Origin of the sequence: Pantoea agglomerans, from assembly GCF_021397715.1 — a bacterium.
GTDB classification, from domain to species: domain Bacteria; phylum Pseudomonadota; class Gammaproteobacteria; order Enterobacterales; family Enterobacteriaceae; genus Pantoea; species Pantoea astica.
In genome coordinates, this window is record NZ_CP090207.1 from 3147962 (window position 1) to 3162775 (window position 14814).

Sequence of the window (14814 nt, forward strand, 5' to 3'; positions counted from 1 at the left end):
CATAATCATTATCAAGGGCTGAACCCAGCCCTTTGGAATGGTTACGAAGCAGTAACCGTTACAGCCGTAGTGCCAGTAAAGTTGCCGTCATTCGACTTGAATGTGATCGTCGCTGTGCCGGCGGCCACACCAGTAACCAGGCCGGTGCTGCTGACGGTTGCTTTCGTTGCATCTGAGGTTGTCCATGTGCCGGACTTATCAGTTGCATCAGCCGGTAACACAGTGCCGGTAAGCTGGCGAGTTGCACCAACCACGACTGAGGTAGTGGCCGGGGTAACTGTAACGCCGGTAGCTGGGACCGTCTCGTCAGTGTCGATAACCTGAATCGTGCTGGCGTCACCGACTTTGAACTCAGTAGTGAATGTCACAATGTCATTTGTGCCACCGTCAGAGCTAAGGGCGGTGATGACCATGTAGCCCTGAAAGGTCACTTCGCCGTATTCCATGCGCACCCAAAGACCTGGCTGACGACGTGCTTTCAGTTCGGCGGCAAAATACTTAATGAATCGGCCAACGCCGTACTGGTCCAGCTTTCCTTTCTTACGCACTTCACCCTCAAAGCTGATGGTGAAATCGGAGTTAGTAATGATGCTTTCGACATAACCGCCGCCGTCATCTGCATCACTGGTTACCGTGTTCGGGCTAAAGTCGAAGCCCTTTGATGTGCCGGCGGCAAGCGCTTTCCACTCCGATTCCTGCGGCACCTGATCGGGGCAACCGTCAGCCACTTCGAGCACAACGGCGCCACCGAACAAACGTTCGTTGCTGTTCTGGCAATCTGCCATGGGTAATTCCTCTTTGACGTTTATCTAGCTGCCGAAAGTGGCAACAAACTGGAGCCGATAGACCAGGCGGCCTTCGGCTGTTGGAACTGGCGAAGGGATGCCGCCGAGGTTCTGGAGATAACCGACACAGGCGTCAGTCATAGGGTTTTGCTGGACGTAATCAATGATGGCCTGTACCCGCTCATCTACCGCGCCGTTCCCGCCTTTGGCTCCGATTACGTCGAGCAGTACGTAATATTCACCACCAAGCTGATTACGTATCGCTGAGCCGCCATTGGGCCGGAAAACCATGAAGCGATCGGAAAGACTGCCAGAGTCATTCCACATCAGGAGTTGCACCTGAAAGCCGTCGGTGAGTCCTGCATCGCTAAGGTAGTTCTTCACCCTGGTATGCATTGGAGGGTTCAAAGTGCCATCTCCTTAGCAATGACCGCTGTGATTGCGTCACGCTCATCTTCAAAGCCTTTGGTCAAAAACTCCTTCTGAGCCGTTGCCCGGCGGAAGGTCTGCGGCACGTTAGGGTCATGGACGTAAACCGCATAATTCGCTGTGTAGCCAACCCGGCCAACTACGCGCGTTCCGTTAATGCTCACCTCACGGAACTGACTGTTGATGAGCGTGGATGTGTCGATAGGTGTGTACAGCGCTGCACGGGAAGAACCGATGATTAATGCGCTCTGAATGGCTCTGACAGCCTTCCTGCCCTGAATGTCGCCAATCAGTGCGTTGAGGTTCTGCTGAGCCTGCCGGATGCCGCGGACTTTTACTCCCATATCAGGCTCCTGTCAGGATTGCGTAATCATCAGTCAGCCGCTCAAAGGTGTCTGCATAGCGAATAGCCTGCATAACCTCATCAGCGCCCGCTGCGATCGGGTCAGGATTGCTCGACGCACCAATCAGGATGTAATCACCGGTATCTGCCAGTGCGTACTCCGTCCATATGGTGTTATTAACTACCTTCTCGCCGCCAATCGCCCCTAACCGCTTGCTCAGTCCACCCTGATAGTCGCAGGCAATCACCATCGGCTCAGACCAGCCTAGAGAATCTCCGTACTCATCCAGCCCTAAAGGTTTCCAGATTGTCGCCTGAGCTGTGTATGACCAACTGGCTAGGCTGCTCAATGCTCACCTCCAAATTGATTGTGACGTCACCGTGTGACTTTTCTGCCCTATAATCCACGCGGGGCATGAGGTGGTCACAGCAGTGTTCGCCTGCGATGTAGGTTTTGCCTGATTCGACAAAGCCGCCGGTTCTGGTCATATCATGCCCTCCAACTAACAACGGTGGGCTTTTCAGCAGCGATGCGAGGGCAGGTAATCACCCACTCACCGCTGCTGTTCATATAGCCGGTTGTCTGTCGACCACTTGAAGTTGTCACCCAGACGCGTTCGAATGGCTTTGGTGGTTGTGTTGAAGGTAGCCAGCTCATCATCGCCCACCACACATGCATCCGCCCTTGGCAATCCAAATGCCTGCAAAGGACTGCTGAGTTGGGTCGGCGGGTATCAATGCAGTGGCACACCCGTTTTTGTCGAGGCCGCGCAGAAGTCCAAGCGAACCCTTCCAGCGATCTGCAAATGAGCCGTAGCGGAATGATCTCGACGCACCAGATGGGGCTGACTGAGAGCTGATATATTTATCGCCCTGCCCCAGCCCCATCAGTCCTAACAGGTACATCTGAATGAGTAACGCAGTAGCTGGCGGGTAATTAGCATCCAGACATTCCTGAATGCTGTTTGCCTGCTCAACAAGCGCCGTGAGAATGAAATCTGGCAGCGTAATACCCTGGCTAGCCAGATACTCTTTTGCCTGTTCCTGGGTAACCATGAATACCTCTCAGCCCTGCCGGAACAGGGCATAAAAAAACCGCCAGCGCGGCGGTTGTTATTCAGCGGTTGGGAAAAGCTTTTCCAGCTCACCGTCCGGCAGCAGCTCTGCCAGCTTGTCAGCGCCGAGATTGCCTTTGTACTCAATACCCAGCTCATCAAGACGCTTGGTGATCGCATCTTTGCGGGCCTGCTTGTCTGACGTGGCGCTAGGCGTTGCCGGAACCAAATCAGCCGATGCTTTATCAGAAAGCTTGCGGACGTGTGATTTAAGTGATAGATGCAATGTTTCCAGCTGCACCACATCACCCTTTGTCACGCCGTGCCACGGCCTAATCACTTCGTATTTATCAGCCATGATTTCTCCTTAAGCCAGGTTCGCGCCGTAGACCACACCGGACAGGCCTTCGCCGTCCTTCTTAATCTGCAAACCTTCTGCAGACATGATCTGGAAGTTGTAATTGCTCTGCGGCATTGGACGCGGGAGCGGCACAGTACCAACAGCCATACCAACCAGCGGAGAAATGACGTCCTGACGGCGCTGGTAGCCGAAGAATTCATTGCCGGTAAGTGCGAAGGTCGGGGTAATTTCTCGGGCAGGAATGAATTTAGCGATCGCATCCAGCACGGTGCCGTTTACAAAGGCATTCGAGCCGCTGCCAACTTCAATGGTGTAAGGCTTGGACATGTTCGCCCAGATTTCGGCGCTCACCCACAACTTGTCATAAGCAGCGACTTTGTTGCGGCGAGCATTGAGACCAAAGGCACCAGTTGGACCGAAGAAGGCCAGCATCTGAGCCGGGGTAGCCGTAGTCAGATCGATATTTGCACCGCCAGCGCCGCTTCCAAGGTTGATCTTGGAAGTGTTGCGGTGGTTGCGAATGCCCTGACCTTTCATACCATCGACGGAGATTGCGTCACTGCCATTCAGGTAGTAATCCACGCGCTTTTTATGGAACTTACGCAGCTTGGCGGCCTGAGAATCAAGCGCCAGATCGATACCGACAGTGCTCAGGCCAGCAGCATGACGCCAGTTGACGCCGTAACCAGCAGTAAACACAGGAATCGGGTCGCCATCACCATCGTAATCAGTATGGTCGAATGAATATGGTGCCTGACCATCAATGCTGATGGATACGTCATCTGCGATGTCGCCTGATACGTTATACATCTTCGCAGTCTTGCCAATAGGAAGAACGGTCTGCACGCCCATCAGGTCGTTGATGATTTCCATGCCATCTTCCTGATCTCGCATCTGGATAATCTGGCGGTCAATCTCAGCCCAGAACTCGCGGGTAAAGCCGCCGATGGCATTCGCTGCCAGCATGTCATGCGTCATGCGCGTACGAAACGCGTTAACCATCATGTCGTGCTGAGCATTGAAGATGTCACGGTTCGCCCACAGCTCGTTCCAGTGTCCGCGCAGTCGGCTGTTAGCAGCCAGTGTTTCAGCGGTAAAATACATTCTTATTCTCCTGATTAAGCGCCAGCAGCTGCGGCAACGGTGCCGACGCGCATACGCACGCGGATAAAGTCGGTAGAGCTCGCAGCGATAGTCGCTTCATCCTGGCTGTAGCCGATAACCGAATCGGTATCAGATGTGGCTTTGGTGAACTGACCGTTCGTTCCGAGTTTGATCGGGTCGTCTTTTCCGTAGGTGCCTGCAGCGCACAGCAGCGCCAGCTCACGACCTTCTTCCACGTAGTTGCCTACAGCAGAGTCGCCAGCCGGCACGGCTTCGGTGATTTTCAGGCCCTGATGGTAGGCAACGTCAATGATGTAGAGACGACCAGCCAGCGCGGTAGCCTGCGCAAACTCATTGTCGTCGTTGATTACAGCCGCAGTACCCGGCAGCAGAGCTGCAGCAGTAACGCGGGTTTCGGTCTTGTACAGAGACTGACCGTCGATATTAACGCGACGATAACGTGCCATTACGCAGCACCTCCGAAGTAAGCAGCCGGATCCGGTGCGCCGGTCACTGGTGGGTTTTTGGCACTGTTGGTGCCGATGTGGGTAGCTTCACCCAGAGACTTAAACATTGCGTCCAGGGCTTCGCCTGACAGTGCGCTAGCAACGATTTCGCCATGCGCTGCTGCCACAGCATCACGCTTGGTTTTCTCTTCAGCGCGTGAGTTGGCGGTCAGTGAATCTGACAGCGTTTTCTGATTGGCCTGGATGCCTGCCAGTGCTTCAGTAATGGGCTTCAGTGACGCTTCGTTGTTAGCAGCGATAGCGCCGCTGACGATAGTGCCAATCTGTTCCAGTTCTTCTTTGGTTAAAGGCATATCGCCCTCCGTTTGGTGGTTTGTTGCAGGAGCATCCTGCGGTGTGAAAAGGGATTTAACTTTGTTGGCTACGATGGCGACCCATGATTCCTGGCGGGCGACTTTTGAGCCGGTATCGTCAAAGGTGATCTTGCCGCCTTCGGTGGTGTAACCGTAAACCTGCGCATCGCCCCCGTTACGGATGACGATCGCCTGTGAGTCAGTGAAGTCAGCAATCCACGCGTAATCATCCGGCCCGGTAGCAAACTTATCTCGGGCAGCCTGCTCCAGACGTCTCTCCCGTTCGCGGTATGATTCGCCAATCAGCGCGTCAGTGTTGGATTGCAGCGTTTTCGCCTGGTCAGCGTTAACCATCAGGCCAACACCCTGCTCGGGCTGCGCTGCGCCAACTTCATGAAGCAGAATGGCGTCGTGGTCCATCATGTTAATCTTCGCGACCCACTCGATGCCCTGCGACTTCTGTTCTGCGCTGGATTCCATCTGGTCGAGGAAGACGGCAACACTGGTGTGGATCGGCGGAACGTCATCACCACGCTCAATGGCGGCAACGCGCTCAAGCAGCTCCCGCCCGCCTTCGCTCTGATTCGCTACGGTGGTATCAACCCACTTCTCCGCATAAACGCGGTTGCCGGACTTCTTAACATTGCGGTTCCATGCGCCAATGTGACCTGCGTTGATGCCTTCAGGTGAAAAGGCTGAGACAAACTGGCCGTCTACAGTCGGATGACCGAGTGGCGCCAGCGTGCCTTCCAGCCCCTGATAATGTGCGTCGATTTCAGATGCCGGATACAGGCCGCCGTTCATCACAACGTTGGCTGGCAGCGTGTAACTTGGCAGCACCAGATGCGGCCGACCGTTATACGTTTCACGGCGAATAGCCTGACTGTTCACCTTAGTGGTGACGTTGACCTGCATAGTCATGGTTATCTCTCGATTAAGCCGCGTGCTTATGGTCGCAGCAGTGATGTGATTTATTGGTTGCCATGCGTTTTCCCCATGTCTGGGCAAACTCTTTTTTGGCGATATCGATTACTGAGGAATTGAGCGGCACGCCCTTCTTATCAACCAGCACAGTGACCTGAGAGCATTTGCAGTTGATCGCGTTGCCGTTGATGCTGTACCAGTCGCGGACATCTTCTGAGGTGTAAAGGTTTCCGTGGCGCAGTGCGTGCGTCCGGCGCGTTGTGGCGCTCAGGGCAGACAGATGAAGCAGCATGACATTCAGACCCAGTTCATCTTTGGCTGAATCATGCTCATCCCATCTGGCACGCCGTAGTGCGGTGGTGATTTCCGTTCTGGCTATACGGTTAGCACGGCCCTGCTCAATACCTATCTGGTCACGCAGCCGTCTGGCTATTTCTTTCGGATCCTGTCCGCGGCCCATTCCATCAGTCAGGATTCGCGACAGGTCCTGCTTAACATCCGCAGCCAGTCCTTTCATCTCTTCAAAGGTGCGGGCTCTCACCAGAATTAACCGGCTTTGATAGGCATCACTGAGAAGGATTTCCTGCACGCTGCCGCGATCTGCTTCGTACGCGGGAGATTGCTGAGACAGGTTGGCAAACTCCTGCGACGTGCCTCGCTGATAGGATGGTGAAACGTAGTCCTGAAAGAGCCACGGATTGAATTCGCCACCCTGCAGCAGGATTTCATCAACGAGTGAATCGCCGTTTTGCAGCAGCATTGAAAGCAGGGTTGGGTCTAACTGGAAGGTGTAACGCTGGTTTACTGCTGGCTCTGCCGGGATGCGGTTAAGGAGCTCGATGTAGCGTGTGCTGATTTGCTTAAGGCGCCTGCCGTACTCTCGCATTGCGCCGCGCTCAAGGCGGTCAACGCCGGTCGGGTCAAGCTTGTTGCCGGGCAGGATTGCTGGCTTCGCCTTCTTCTTCATTCTCGCCATCTTCCTCATCCTCCGGTAATGGCTCACCGCCGCCCGGCTCATATCCTGCAGCAACGCGTATTTCATCGACCGTGAATACCTGCTCGCCTGATGCGAGAGATGTCTGGTTGATGCTGCTCATCTTGGTGGCGCTATCGAGCTTGTCAGATGGTGACTGCTCGTTTAGCTCATCCCATACGATGCTGAATTTCGCGACCGGCTTGATAACCTGCAGAGATGTGAGCTTATCGACCATGTCCTCAATATCAAACGACAGGTCACCACGTCGCGACTGGCAGCGGCTGTTGAAGTAAATCTGGTCTTCGGTGCTGGCCCGCTCACCTGACTGGTTGCCAACGATGATGCGCGATGGAATATCTACCGAAGCGCTGAAGGTCTTTAGGTTGACCTCATAAGTCGGTGAAGGGTCTGATACCGGGCTAACCAGTGATGTGACCTGCGCACCCTGAGTAATCAGCAGCGTATCGTTGCCGCGGTTAATCTCTCTGGCTGCTTCGTTGTAGCGTTCCTGAAGCTCATCAACTGTGACGCCATACATCGAGGCCAGATTGTTGAAATCTATCTCTTTATCGAAGTTGATATTCTGCTGGCGTGCTGCGTTCTTCAGGAATGACTCACCTGAGCCGCCCTCAACCTTTTCCAGGCTGACGCATGCGTTATAGCCAGGCTCAAGGAAGCCAATCTCGTCTTCTGACATATCGCCGATAATCAGTACGCGATCAGGATGAACGTTGCGCTGCGCCGTACTGCTATCAGAAAGCGATTCTGTGTACTGCCACATTGTTATGGCGCCGTTTTTATCCCGACCGCCCACCTTCAATGCGCTCGCCCAAACCGGCGTTATCTTTTGTAGTGCTTTGCCTTTAACTACTGGCTCATCCCACTTCTTGCTGTCTTTGATGTGTAGCAGGATGCCGGCCCATCTACCGACAAGGCGACGAGCGTCAGCTTTGGCAAAGGTGCGCCAGAAACGGTGAGTGAACACCTGATTGCTGGCTCGCTCCCATGCAGTAAGCTCTCGTGAGTCGTCTGACTGCTCACCCTCAACAACTTGCGGGTTTGTCTTCCAGCAGTTTGAAACCAGCTTATTCACCGCCCCGTGCGCAATGCCGCCGCGGCGATAGAGCTTGTACAGATCATCGAATGTCAGCTCTTCTTTGAAGCCGTATTCGCACCACGCGCTTTCACGTTTCGCATCCAGCCCCATGCCAGGGTTAAATGCCATTTGCCGCGCACGAGCAAGCCTGACGTCATTCAGCGCGTGATTGACGGCTAGTGATAATTTGTCAGTCATGGTTTGTCCGTTGGTGTGTTATCTGCCTTGCAGGCGTTTTGGAATCATCATGCCCATCGGTTGAGCGCCGCCTAATTCGGTTAGCGCATAAACCATCGCATCGAGGCGGTCAGGCGACTTTTTGGCGGTGGTCGGCACGTATTCCATTAGCTGATTTTCCAGCACGTAGAGATTGCCGTTATTGGCGACACGGCCTTGCTCATAAAGCGCAGAGATTGGTTCAGCTCGGGCATATTTTCCTTTGCTGGCATGCACGCGGATTACTCGCCCCTTAAAGCCAGCATTGCGTAGCGTTTCCTCTGCCATATCGCCACCCTGATTTGTTTCGATTACGATCGCATCAGCATCATGCTCGTCATACGCGAACATCGCCTTTTTTGCCCAGCCAGCTGGTGAGTATTTACCACTGTAATCTGCATCCACTGTGAATTGCTTCCTGTCTCCGGCGCCGTATGCGCTGGCAACAACAATTCCTGACTCATCACTTTCTTCGCTGTTGGTAGCCTGCGGGTCAATTGCGACTACTGTTCTTACCTTCTCGTGCTGGATATTCAGAGCGTGCGAGGCGGTTATCATGGCCTCTGTCCACAATGCACCCTCAGCATTGAAGCGCCGTGGCTTCTGCATGTACTGAGCTTCAGCAGTACGTCGGTGGGAGAACAGCGATATGCGATGTGATTCGTTATGCTTGAACGGCCATAGCCAACCATCAGGCAGGCCATGATCGATCGGTATGGCGTGAGTGTTTTCTGGATACTGCTCTGAATAGCTCAGAGTGTTGTCGATCAGCACTGGCAGGTTCAGGTGATGCCACTTTTCACCGCTACCACCGCGAAGCAGATAACCGCTAAGGTCTTGGTAGTGGATGCGCTGCATAATCACGATCATCGGCGTTGTTTCAATTGCCAAACGTGATTTGATTGTTTCGTTAAAGCGATTGTTCACGCCATCACGAACGGTTTCGCTGTATGCATCATCTGGCTTAACCGGGTCATCTATAATCAATGCGCCCTGCCAGCCCGGCTCCATATGGCCTGCACGAAAACCGGTAACCTGACCAGCAGCGGATGATGCGTATACACCACCACCGAACTCGTTCCACCACATCGCCTTGCTGTCTGCATCGTCGCGCAGCTCCATCGGCCACATGCTCTGATATGCTTTCGACTTGATCATGCCGCGTGCAGTAGACGAGTTAAGTAGCGCCAGATTGTGCGAGTACGACAGATGCATGAAGCGGGCGCGGTTGTTAAGCGTCAGCCCTCGTCCCATCATATTGATGGTTGCCAGCTCGGTTTTGGTGTAGCCAGGCGGAACGTTGATTATCAGGCGGGTTATTTCGCCGCTAATTACACGATCAAGAGTCTGCTGGATTACTTTGTGGTGGGGAGCAACAATCATCTTGCCGCCGGTGCGCTGCTTGAAGAAGTATCTGGCGTAATAGAGCCCATCCTCTTCACACTCTAAGCGTCGCGCATAATTCTTCTGCTCAGCAGTCGTCATCCTCCAACATCTCCCGCCGGGCAGCTTTGTATTCGTCTTTGGTCAGCGTTGCCACTTCAATCGGGCCGCCGTTCTTGCCAGTGTGCTCATGCGACGCCTGCTCTTTGAAAGCCATAACGCTGATGTGCTTGCCAAGCAGCTCAAGGTTTTTCACCTTATCGGGCCACTTAATCTTCTTGAGGATGTTCTCCATCGTCGTTTCATCGAAGTTGGTGACGGTGGTGAGGATATCCAGCCCGCTTAACGTGGTGCGCCATACCTTCGGCCATTCGTGAACCATCTTCAGTCCGCCGTCATCTTTCAGGATGTCGAGCACATCCATTTCGTCGATCTCAACTAAGCGACGGAGAACATAATCTGCGTTTATCTCTACCCTTTCGTTGCGCTCTGATTTAAGGTCAATGATGCGTTGCGCAATGTCTGGTTTTGTGAGGTTTTCACTGCCAATCTTGCGGGCGGTGTTATCGCTGTACCCCGCCCGAATGGCCGCTTGTGTGGCGTTCAAATCGATGAGGTACTCGCGACAGAACATTTCTTGTTTGTCGGTGAGTGCCATTATTGCCTCTCAAATTAAGGAGCTGTATATGAATCAGGTAGTCGTTAATCGCCTTCTGGCTTTAACTAATGATTTAAACAAGGATATTAAAATAGCAGCGATTCAAGCATTGGGTGAGGGTTCTAGTCCAACTCATGAGATTGAAAGTCGCTTATTGCAACTTACCAATGATCTTAATAAAGACATAAAGATTGCTGCAATCAACGCGCTTGGTCGTATTTATCGCCGCCGATAAGTGATAGCTCCATTAGTGGGCGTGATATCGCCCCTTGCTCTCACTAACAAATCAATAAATTTGCTCCGGCACATACTCAATCTTGAGCACGTCATCAGGCGCGAGGTATAGCCAAGCGCCATCTTCTTTGGCGACACCGATGAAGCCGTTATCCATCTCAGGCTGTGATCGGTTCATCAGGCCTTCGTGAGTTTCGCCTGACTTCGTGGTAACGGTGATGCGGTAGGTGTCGGTCATATAGGCCCCAATAAAAAAGGCCCGCCGAAGCGAGCCCTTAATGAGCAAATTTGAGGATGTTTTTACTTTTTTTTGCTGCCCTTAATCTTTCTTTTAAAGACATCATCTGTCACATAAAAGATATGCAACCACATAAAAAAAGCAAAGACAATAACACCACCACCCCATGCAAGAATTGGGTGTTTTGCATCCATGAACACGCCGAAAGGAATAATGGACCAGCATAAACTCACATATACATAGCATATAAATAGAGGTATTAAACTCCACCTACTTAGAAACAATAAAGCAGCGGATATACCATAAACTAACGCAAACAATAACCCAATAGATCCCTTTGAATGTTCATAAATCATAAAAACAAGCCCGAAGTTAAAAACAACGAGTTGTGCGATGATAGCCCAAAGGTTTCCTGTAGACCGCCCGCCGTAAGCGATCCTATGTAAGCTTTCCTTTATTTCTTTCAGATCATCCTCTGTACGCATCTCTATACCCTTCTTTTAAAGCGAACAACGTCCGCGACGGCAAATTAGCCAAAGGTGAACACCCTAACTGTGCTCAGGTATAACGTTTATTCCTTTAATAAATGCGTTTCCTGAATCTTACTAACCCAACCACACTGGTTCAAGCTTCTTATAAAAAAATTCACAGCGTGGCTAACCGTTATCCCTTGTCGTAGAGGTTCATCATCAGGCGCTCTCGGAAATGCGCCTTGTGATGGTCACTTATTGGCAATAAGGTTTCCGGGATATGATGCCAACTCTGAAAGGTGCTCTTTCATTAGACAAAACCACTCCCCATGCGCTCTGAACCCGCCATACTTCTGGTGCAATTCAGTCTCCAAACCTCTCTGCGCCGGTATCTTTGCGATCATCTTCAGTGACGCTCCGCTCATCCGGGCAATTTCACTCACTCGCTTGTCTACACGAGTACTGAATCCGATTTTGGTAAGTCCGCTATCTTCTGCATGCAAAACATACACATGGGGTTTACCATCCGCCCTCTGTTTATTTACAGAAATCATGTCATGCATAAATCCGTGCCTAAGTAAGGCATCAAAGAAATGGGAGTTAACACACCCCGCTGCTTTAAGCTCATCGCCCATCTTCTGAATTTCAGCTAGAACATCCATCTCACCGGCCTGAGTTCGTAAATACTCCGAATACAGACGACCAATTCTTGATGCTCTCTCAATAAATTTATTCATCGCGATTACCTTTTAGTGAATAAGCCTCGTTGCCCAGATAACCGCCCACAGAGAAGCCGCCGCTTATAACGGTTATCTCCGAAGCTGATTCCTGAAAGGCTCTGTGTTGTTTAATGCGCCGGGCATGGCGCGTGTGGTTTTAACTGCGGACATAAAAAGCCCCGCAACTGCGAGGCTGGTTTACTTCAAGCATTGCTCTCTGATGTACTGCTGCAATGCGGCTATTTTTGACTGGTCGCTTTTAATTCCGGATCGGATACCGAGAACGTTTCGTCCAGCAACTGGAGAGAGTTCGACGGTGGTTCCATTGTCCAGGCTGGCGGTGCCGGTGGTCTGCTTCGGACAGTTGCCTGAGACGAGCACCCGACCACCGCGATCAAGCTTGCGCTGCAAAGCATCATTTTCAGCTTTTGCACTGGCTAACTCCTTCGTGTATTTGGCATCAAGCGCGGCAACATCACGCTGACGCACTTGCATGTCATCAATCGTCTGTTGGCGCTCGGTTGCAAGGCTGTCAGCACTAACGTATTTACCGTGGTAGTAAATGGCTAGCCTGCAGACCAAAACCAGAATCACAATTAAGACGCCGAACAGCATGGTTCGCCAGCTAAATGGGAAGTTGATCATCACTCACCTGCCGGCGCAGCCTGAATTATCACTGTTCCGCCTTCCTTGTTAGCTTTATCAACAGCACTAGGATCGATTGCTATTGAGCACTGCTTGCTGGAGCGGAGGAACTCGTTTTCTTTCTGCAATGAGTTAGCATGGGTCTCGGCAGTAGAGCGCCGGCGGCTTTCTTCATCGAGCGTTGTTGCCAGGCTATCGAGTCGCTTCGTAATCGGCCCTAATCCCTCAGCAAACTTCATGTTCCGCTCATTCGCCAGAATGAATTGCTCACGCAGGCGGTTGTTGCGATCTGTGAGGTTGGCATTGTCATACCAGAGCTTGCCAACGAACCCGATGATGATTACCGAGAAGATGACGGGGATGAAACGGCGATATCTCGCCATTCGCGCTTTACCTGTCATAGGAGCACCTGCTCTGCAATCCTTGTGCGCGCAATGCGATCTGCCAGCCCGTTTGTGCCGCCATTAATCCGGCGGGTAAGCCCGGTCACGTCAGAAGCATCGGCGAAGCGGTTGCAGTCGTTAGCCTGCCAGAACCAGCCAGCCGAGCGAGCGGCATTGACGTCTTCCAGCAGTAAATCGGGATTAGATAGAAGCGGCAGGTTTAATGCTTTACCGCAGGCTGCGTAGTTATCGCGGAAGGTAACCTGTTTCAGCCCTCGCCCACGATATTTCCAGCCATCTCCATTCAGGTTGTTACCATAGCGTCCACCGTAAACGATATTGGCAATGGCAGCCTGCCGCTCCTGCGATAAGGCTGGCTCACCTGACTTGCGGCCGAGCTGCTCACGCTGTGCAGCAGTAAGACGGGATGCGAAGATTGCCAGTCCGGCAACTGAGTAATTCAGGCTTTCCCTGATTACAGTGAACCCGCCTGACTCCGTACCAACCTGTGCAATGAAGTAAGCCTGGCGCTTTGGTGTATCAATGCCGAACTCTTTCATTGCAGCCAGAACGTGTGGATACCACCGGCTGGCGAGTGCATCAGAAATAGATGCAGCCTTTTCAAACTGGTCTCTGGTCATCATTCAGCAACTCCCGAATCTCCTGCAGCTTTCTGCAGGAAACGCTTTTCAAGGGTTTTAATCAGAGATGAACCGGACCAGCCAGCCATACCACAGATTGCGCCGGTGACTTCCTGCGGCCACTGCCAGTAAATGGCGAGCAGCATCATGAGGAACCCGGCAAACACGGAGACGATCATCTGAAGACACAGGGTGCGCCAGCTGAAAGCGTCCCCGCTTAATACCTTGTAGGCGTATGCTGCTATCGACCCGAGGACTGTCATCCCCAGGGCGATCATGGCGGCGAATAAGCCCGGATCTGATTTATATGGCATGCGACGCATTCCTACCCCCTGATACGGGGACTTATCCTGTTTAGGAATTGATGACATTGTGAACAGAACAAGCCCGGTTAAACTTCCCACTGTCACCTGAGAAACCTTCCCGAGCTTTCCCGCCGTCTAATGCCCGACGCAGCCTTAGTTGATCACAATGAGAATCCCGCGATTGCGGATATCCACCGTAGAAAAAAGCGCCCGCGTAAAAGACACAGGATGAAGTGTGAGGAAATCCATTGGGCGCTGAAATGAAAAAAGGCCGCTCTAATGGCGACCTTCTGAAATAGTTAAGTGATGTTACTTATCCGCTACAGGGTATGAGGTGAATCTTATCCCCGGGAGGGGATGAGCCGATTATATGAGTTTATTCGGCTCAGGTATTGTGGTGGCCGGTGCTGATCTCCGGCATCTAGGAAAACATGATTAGCTCTCGAGGTTTCGCTTATCACATACCGCGCATCAGCCTGCGCATTCACCACAACGGAAATAGCACTGAACGGATCGACTGGGGATTACCCGCCGGCTGCGTGGATTAGCTTATGAGGCTGTCACGCCAATGCTATCACCTGTTGTGCGCCCATTATTAATCACACCGGGCCAGTGCGCCAAATTCGGTTATGAGGGATTGGAAGACCTCACTGACTTACAGGCTGTTAAGCCGCCATCAGAACTGCATCATCGTTTGCATTTATCTTTGTGGTTCGTTTCTAAAAACCCGCAAAGTCGCTCGCGAAAACTATCGGAAAGAGCACTGATACGCGTTGTCACATTCCCCGGCGACATTTCACGGCGCGCTATTCTGGAGTCGGGGTATGCCGTTCGACCTAATGCTCTTACCTGATACTTTCGCGCCAATAAAAAACGCCCTCGCAGTTGGTGAGACCGGAGGGCGCTTTGACTATCACAAATCGATGGAACTGACTGGATTACGTTAACGCTTCAAACAACAGCGCGCAACTTCAACTGTTAGGAATAATATCCCCAGTTTCGGGAAAAGTAAATAGTCCACGATAAATT

The 14814-nt window shown here is 52.3% G+C and carries 21 protein-coding genes; 1 reads left to right on the forward strand and 20 read right to left on the reverse strand.

Annotation, left to right across the window (positions count from 1 at the left end):
* Positions 1-41: 41 nt before the first annotated feature.
* From LZU96_RS14960 to LZU96_RS15020, 13 genes are all read right to left on the reverse strand, one after another.
* Positions 42-785, reverse strand: a complete 744-nt coding sequence (locus tag LZU96_RS14960) for an Ig-like domain-containing protein (protein WP_233985012.1) — start codon at positions 783-785, stop codon at positions 42-44.
* A gap of 24 nt (positions 786-809) precedes the next feature.
* Positions 810-1193 (reverse strand): hypothetical protein, encoded by a 384-nt coding sequence (locus LZU96_RS14965; RefSeq protein ID WP_233985013.1) that lies wholly within the window; start codon positions 1191-1193, stop codon positions 810-812.
* Positions 1190-1558: an HK97 gp10 family phage protein gene (locus LZU96_RS14970; protein WP_233985014.1), complete on the reverse strand. Its 369-nt coding sequence runs from the start codon at positions 1556-1558 to the stop codon at positions 1190-1192. The genes LZU96_RS14965 and LZU96_RS14970 overlap by 4 nt, the downstream gene beginning before the upstream one ends.
* Before the next feature lies 1 nt (position 1559).
* Positions 1560-1907: a hypothetical protein gene (locus LZU96_RS14975; protein ID WP_233985015.1), complete on the reverse strand. Its 348-nt coding sequence runs from the start codon at positions 1905-1907 to the stop codon at positions 1560-1562.
* A gap of 307 nt (positions 1908-2214) precedes the next feature.
* On the reverse strand, positions 2215-2613 hold the full coding sequence (locus tag LZU96_RS14980; protein WP_233985016.1) for a DUF7370 family protein: 399 nt from the start codon (positions 2611-2613) through the stop codon (positions 2215-2217).
* A gap of 57 nt (positions 2614-2670) precedes the next feature.
* Positions 2671-2970, reverse strand: a complete 300-nt coding sequence (locus tag LZU96_RS14985; RefSeq protein WP_233985017.1) for a hypothetical protein — start codon at positions 2968-2970, stop codon at positions 2671-2673.
* 9 nt (positions 2971-2979) lie between these two features.
* Positions 2980-4077, reverse strand: a complete 1098-nt coding sequence (locus tag LZU96_RS14990; protein ID WP_167423334.1) for a major capsid protein — start codon at positions 4075-4077, stop codon at positions 2980-2982.
* A gap of 14 nt (positions 4078-4091) precedes the next feature.
* A complete protein-coding gene (locus LZU96_RS14995; protein WP_233985018.1) occupies positions 4092-4544 on the reverse strand; it encodes a phage cement protein in 453 nt (150 codons plus the stop codon).
* Positions 4544-5818, reverse strand: coding sequence for a hypothetical protein (locus tag LZU96_RS15000; RefSeq protein ID WP_233985019.1), 1275 nt, complete (start codon positions 5816-5818; stop codon positions 4544-4546). The genes LZU96_RS14995 and LZU96_RS15000 overlap by 1 nt, the downstream gene beginning before the upstream one ends.
* 13 nt (positions 5819-5831) lie before the next feature.
* Positions 5832-6788, reverse strand: coding sequence for a phage minor head protein (locus LZU96_RS15005; RefSeq protein ID WP_233985020.1), 957 nt, complete (start codon positions 6786-6788; stop codon positions 5832-5834).
* A complete protein-coding gene (locus LZU96_RS15010) occupies positions 6742-8091 on the reverse strand; it encodes an anti-CBASS protein Acb1 family protein (protein WP_233985021.1) in 1350 nt (449 codons plus the stop codon). Before LZU96_RS15010 ends, LZU96_RS15005 begins: the two co-directional genes overlap by 47 nt.
* A gap of 18 nt (positions 8092-8109) precedes the next feature.
* Entirely contained in the window at positions 8110-9594 is a 1485-nt protein-coding gene (locus tag LZU96_RS15015) for a DNA-packaging protein (protein WP_233985022.1), read from the reverse strand.
* Entirely contained in the window at positions 9581-10150 is a 570-nt protein-coding gene (locus LZU96_RS15020; RefSeq protein WP_233985023.1) for a terminase small subunit, read from the reverse strand. The genes LZU96_RS15015 and LZU96_RS15020 overlap by 14 nt, the downstream gene beginning before the upstream one ends.
* Before the next feature lie 28 nt (positions 10151-10178).
* Here LZU96_RS15020 and LZU96_RS15025 point away from each other — a divergent pair, with 28 nt between their 5' ends.
* Positions 10179-10385: a HEAT repeat domain-containing protein gene (locus LZU96_RS15025; RefSeq protein ID WP_233985024.1), complete on the forward strand. Its 207-nt coding sequence runs from the start codon at positions 10179-10181 to the stop codon at positions 10383-10385.
* 51 nt (positions 10386-10436) lie between these two features.
* Here the strand turns inward: LZU96_RS15025 and LZU96_RS15030 are convergent, their stop codons facing one another.
* The 7 genes from LZU96_RS15030 to LZU96_RS15060 form a co-directional block, all read right to left on the reverse strand.
* Positions 10437-10622, reverse strand: a complete 186-nt coding sequence (locus LZU96_RS15030) for a hypothetical protein (RefSeq protein ID WP_233985025.1) — start codon at positions 10620-10622, stop codon at positions 10437-10439.
* A gap of 62 nt (positions 10623-10684) precedes the next feature.
* A complete protein-coding gene (locus LZU96_RS15035) occupies positions 10685-11107 on the reverse strand; it encodes a hypothetical protein (protein WP_233985026.1) in 423 nt (140 codons plus the stop codon).
* Between the two features lie 236 nt (positions 11108-11343).
* Complete coding sequence (locus tag LZU96_RS15040; RefSeq protein ID WP_163762791.1) at positions 11344-11829, reverse strand: GIY-YIG nuclease family protein; 486 nt, start codon at positions 11827-11829, stop codon at positions 11344-11346.
* 180 nt (positions 11830-12009) lie between these two features.
* Positions 12010-12456 carry a lysis protein gene (locus LZU96_RS15045; RefSeq protein WP_233985027.1) on the reverse strand — a complete coding sequence of 149 codons (447 nt, stop codon included), beginning with the start codon at positions 12454-12456 and terminating at the stop codon, positions 12010-12012.
* A complete protein-coding gene (locus tag LZU96_RS15050; RefSeq protein WP_233985028.1) occupies positions 12456-12857 on the reverse strand; it encodes a hypothetical protein in 402 nt (133 codons plus the stop codon). Before LZU96_RS15050 ends, LZU96_RS15045 begins: the two co-directional genes overlap by 1 nt.
* Complete coding sequence (locus LZU96_RS15055) at positions 12854-13480, reverse strand: glycoside hydrolase family 19 protein (RefSeq protein ID WP_233988212.1); 627 nt, start codon at positions 13478-13480, stop codon at positions 12854-12856. The genes LZU96_RS15050 and LZU96_RS15055 overlap by 4 nt, the downstream gene beginning before the upstream one ends.
* Positions 13480-13803 carry a phage holin family protein gene (locus LZU96_RS15060; protein ID WP_419149883.1) on the reverse strand — a complete coding sequence of 108 codons (324 nt, stop codon included), beginning with the start codon at positions 13801-13803 and terminating at the stop codon, positions 13480-13482. Before LZU96_RS15060 ends, LZU96_RS15055 begins: the two co-directional genes overlap by 1 nt.
* Positions 13804-14814: the final 1011 nt, after the last annotated feature.

Coding starts and splice junctions, on each gene's coding strand:
- LZU96_RS14960 (WP_233985012.1), bottom strand. CDS start 785: ATGGCAGATTGCCAGAACAGCAACGAACGTTTGTTCGGTGGCGCCGTT.
- LZU96_RS15015 (WP_233985022.1), bottom strand. CDS start 9,594: ATGACGACTGCTGAGCAGAAGAATTATGCGCGACGCTTAGAGTGTGAA.
- LZU96_RS15010 (WP_233985021.1), bottom strand. CDS start 8,091: ATGACTGACAAATTATCACTAGCCGTCAATCACGCGCTGAATGACGTC.
- LZU96_RS15000 (WP_233985019.1), bottom strand. CDS start 5,818: ATGACTATGCAGGTCAACGTCACCACTAAGGTGAACAGTCAGGCTATT.
- LZU96_RS14995 (WP_233985018.1), bottom strand. CDS start 4,544: ATGGCACGTTATCGTCGCGTTAATATCGACGGTCAGTCTCTGTACAAG.
- LZU96_RS15025 (WP_233985024.1), top strand. CDS start 10,179: ATGAATCAGGTAGTCGTTAATCGCCTTCTGGCTTTAACTAATGATTTA.
- LZU96_RS15045 (WP_233985027.1), bottom strand. CDS start 12,456: ATGATCAACTTCCCATTTAGCTGGCGAACCATGCTGTTCGGCGTCTTA.
- LZU96_RS15020 (WP_233985023.1), bottom strand. CDS start 10,150: ATGGCACTCACCGACAAACAAGAAATGTTCTGTCGCGAGTACCTCATC.
- LZU96_RS14980 (WP_233985016.1), bottom strand. CDS start 2,613: ATGGTTACCCAGGAACAGGCAAAAGAGTATCTGGCTAGCCAGGGTATT.
- LZU96_RS15005 (WP_233985020.1), bottom strand. CDS start 6,788: ATGAAGAAGAAGGCGAAGCCAGCAATCCTGCCCGGCAACAAGCTTGAC.
- LZU96_RS15060 (WP_419149883.1), bottom strand. CDS start 13,803: ATGCGTCGCATGCCATATAAATCAGATCCGGGCTTATTCGCCGCCATG.
- LZU96_RS14970 (WP_233985014.1), bottom strand. CDS start 1,558: ATGGGAGTAAAAGTCCGCGGCATCCGGCAGGCTCAGCAGAACCTCAAC.
- LZU96_RS15035 (WP_233985026.1), bottom strand. CDS start 11,107: ATGCGTACAGAGGATGATCTGAAAGAAATAAAGGAAAGCTTACATAGG.
- LZU96_RS15040 (WP_163762791.1), bottom strand. CDS start 11,829: ATGAATAAATTTATTGAGAGAGCATCAAGAATTGGTCGTCTGTATTCG.
- LZU96_RS15055 (WP_233988212.1), bottom strand. CDS start 13,480: ATGACCAGAGACCAGTTTGAAAAGGCTGCATCTATTTCTGATGCACTC.
- LZU96_RS15050 (WP_233985028.1), bottom strand. CDS start 12,857: ATGACAGGTAAAGCGCGAATGGCGAGATATCGCCGTTTCATCCCCGTC.
- LZU96_RS15030 (WP_233985025.1), bottom strand. CDS start 10,622: ATGACCGACACCTACCGCATCACCGTTACCACGAAGTCAGGCGAAACT.
- LZU96_RS14990 (WP_167423334.1), bottom strand. CDS start 4,077: ATGTATTTTACCGCTGAAACACTGGCTGCTAACAGCCGACTGCGCGGA.
- LZU96_RS14985 (WP_233985017.1), bottom strand. CDS start 2,970: ATGGCTGATAAATACGAAGTGATTAGGCCGTGGCACGGCGTGACAAAG.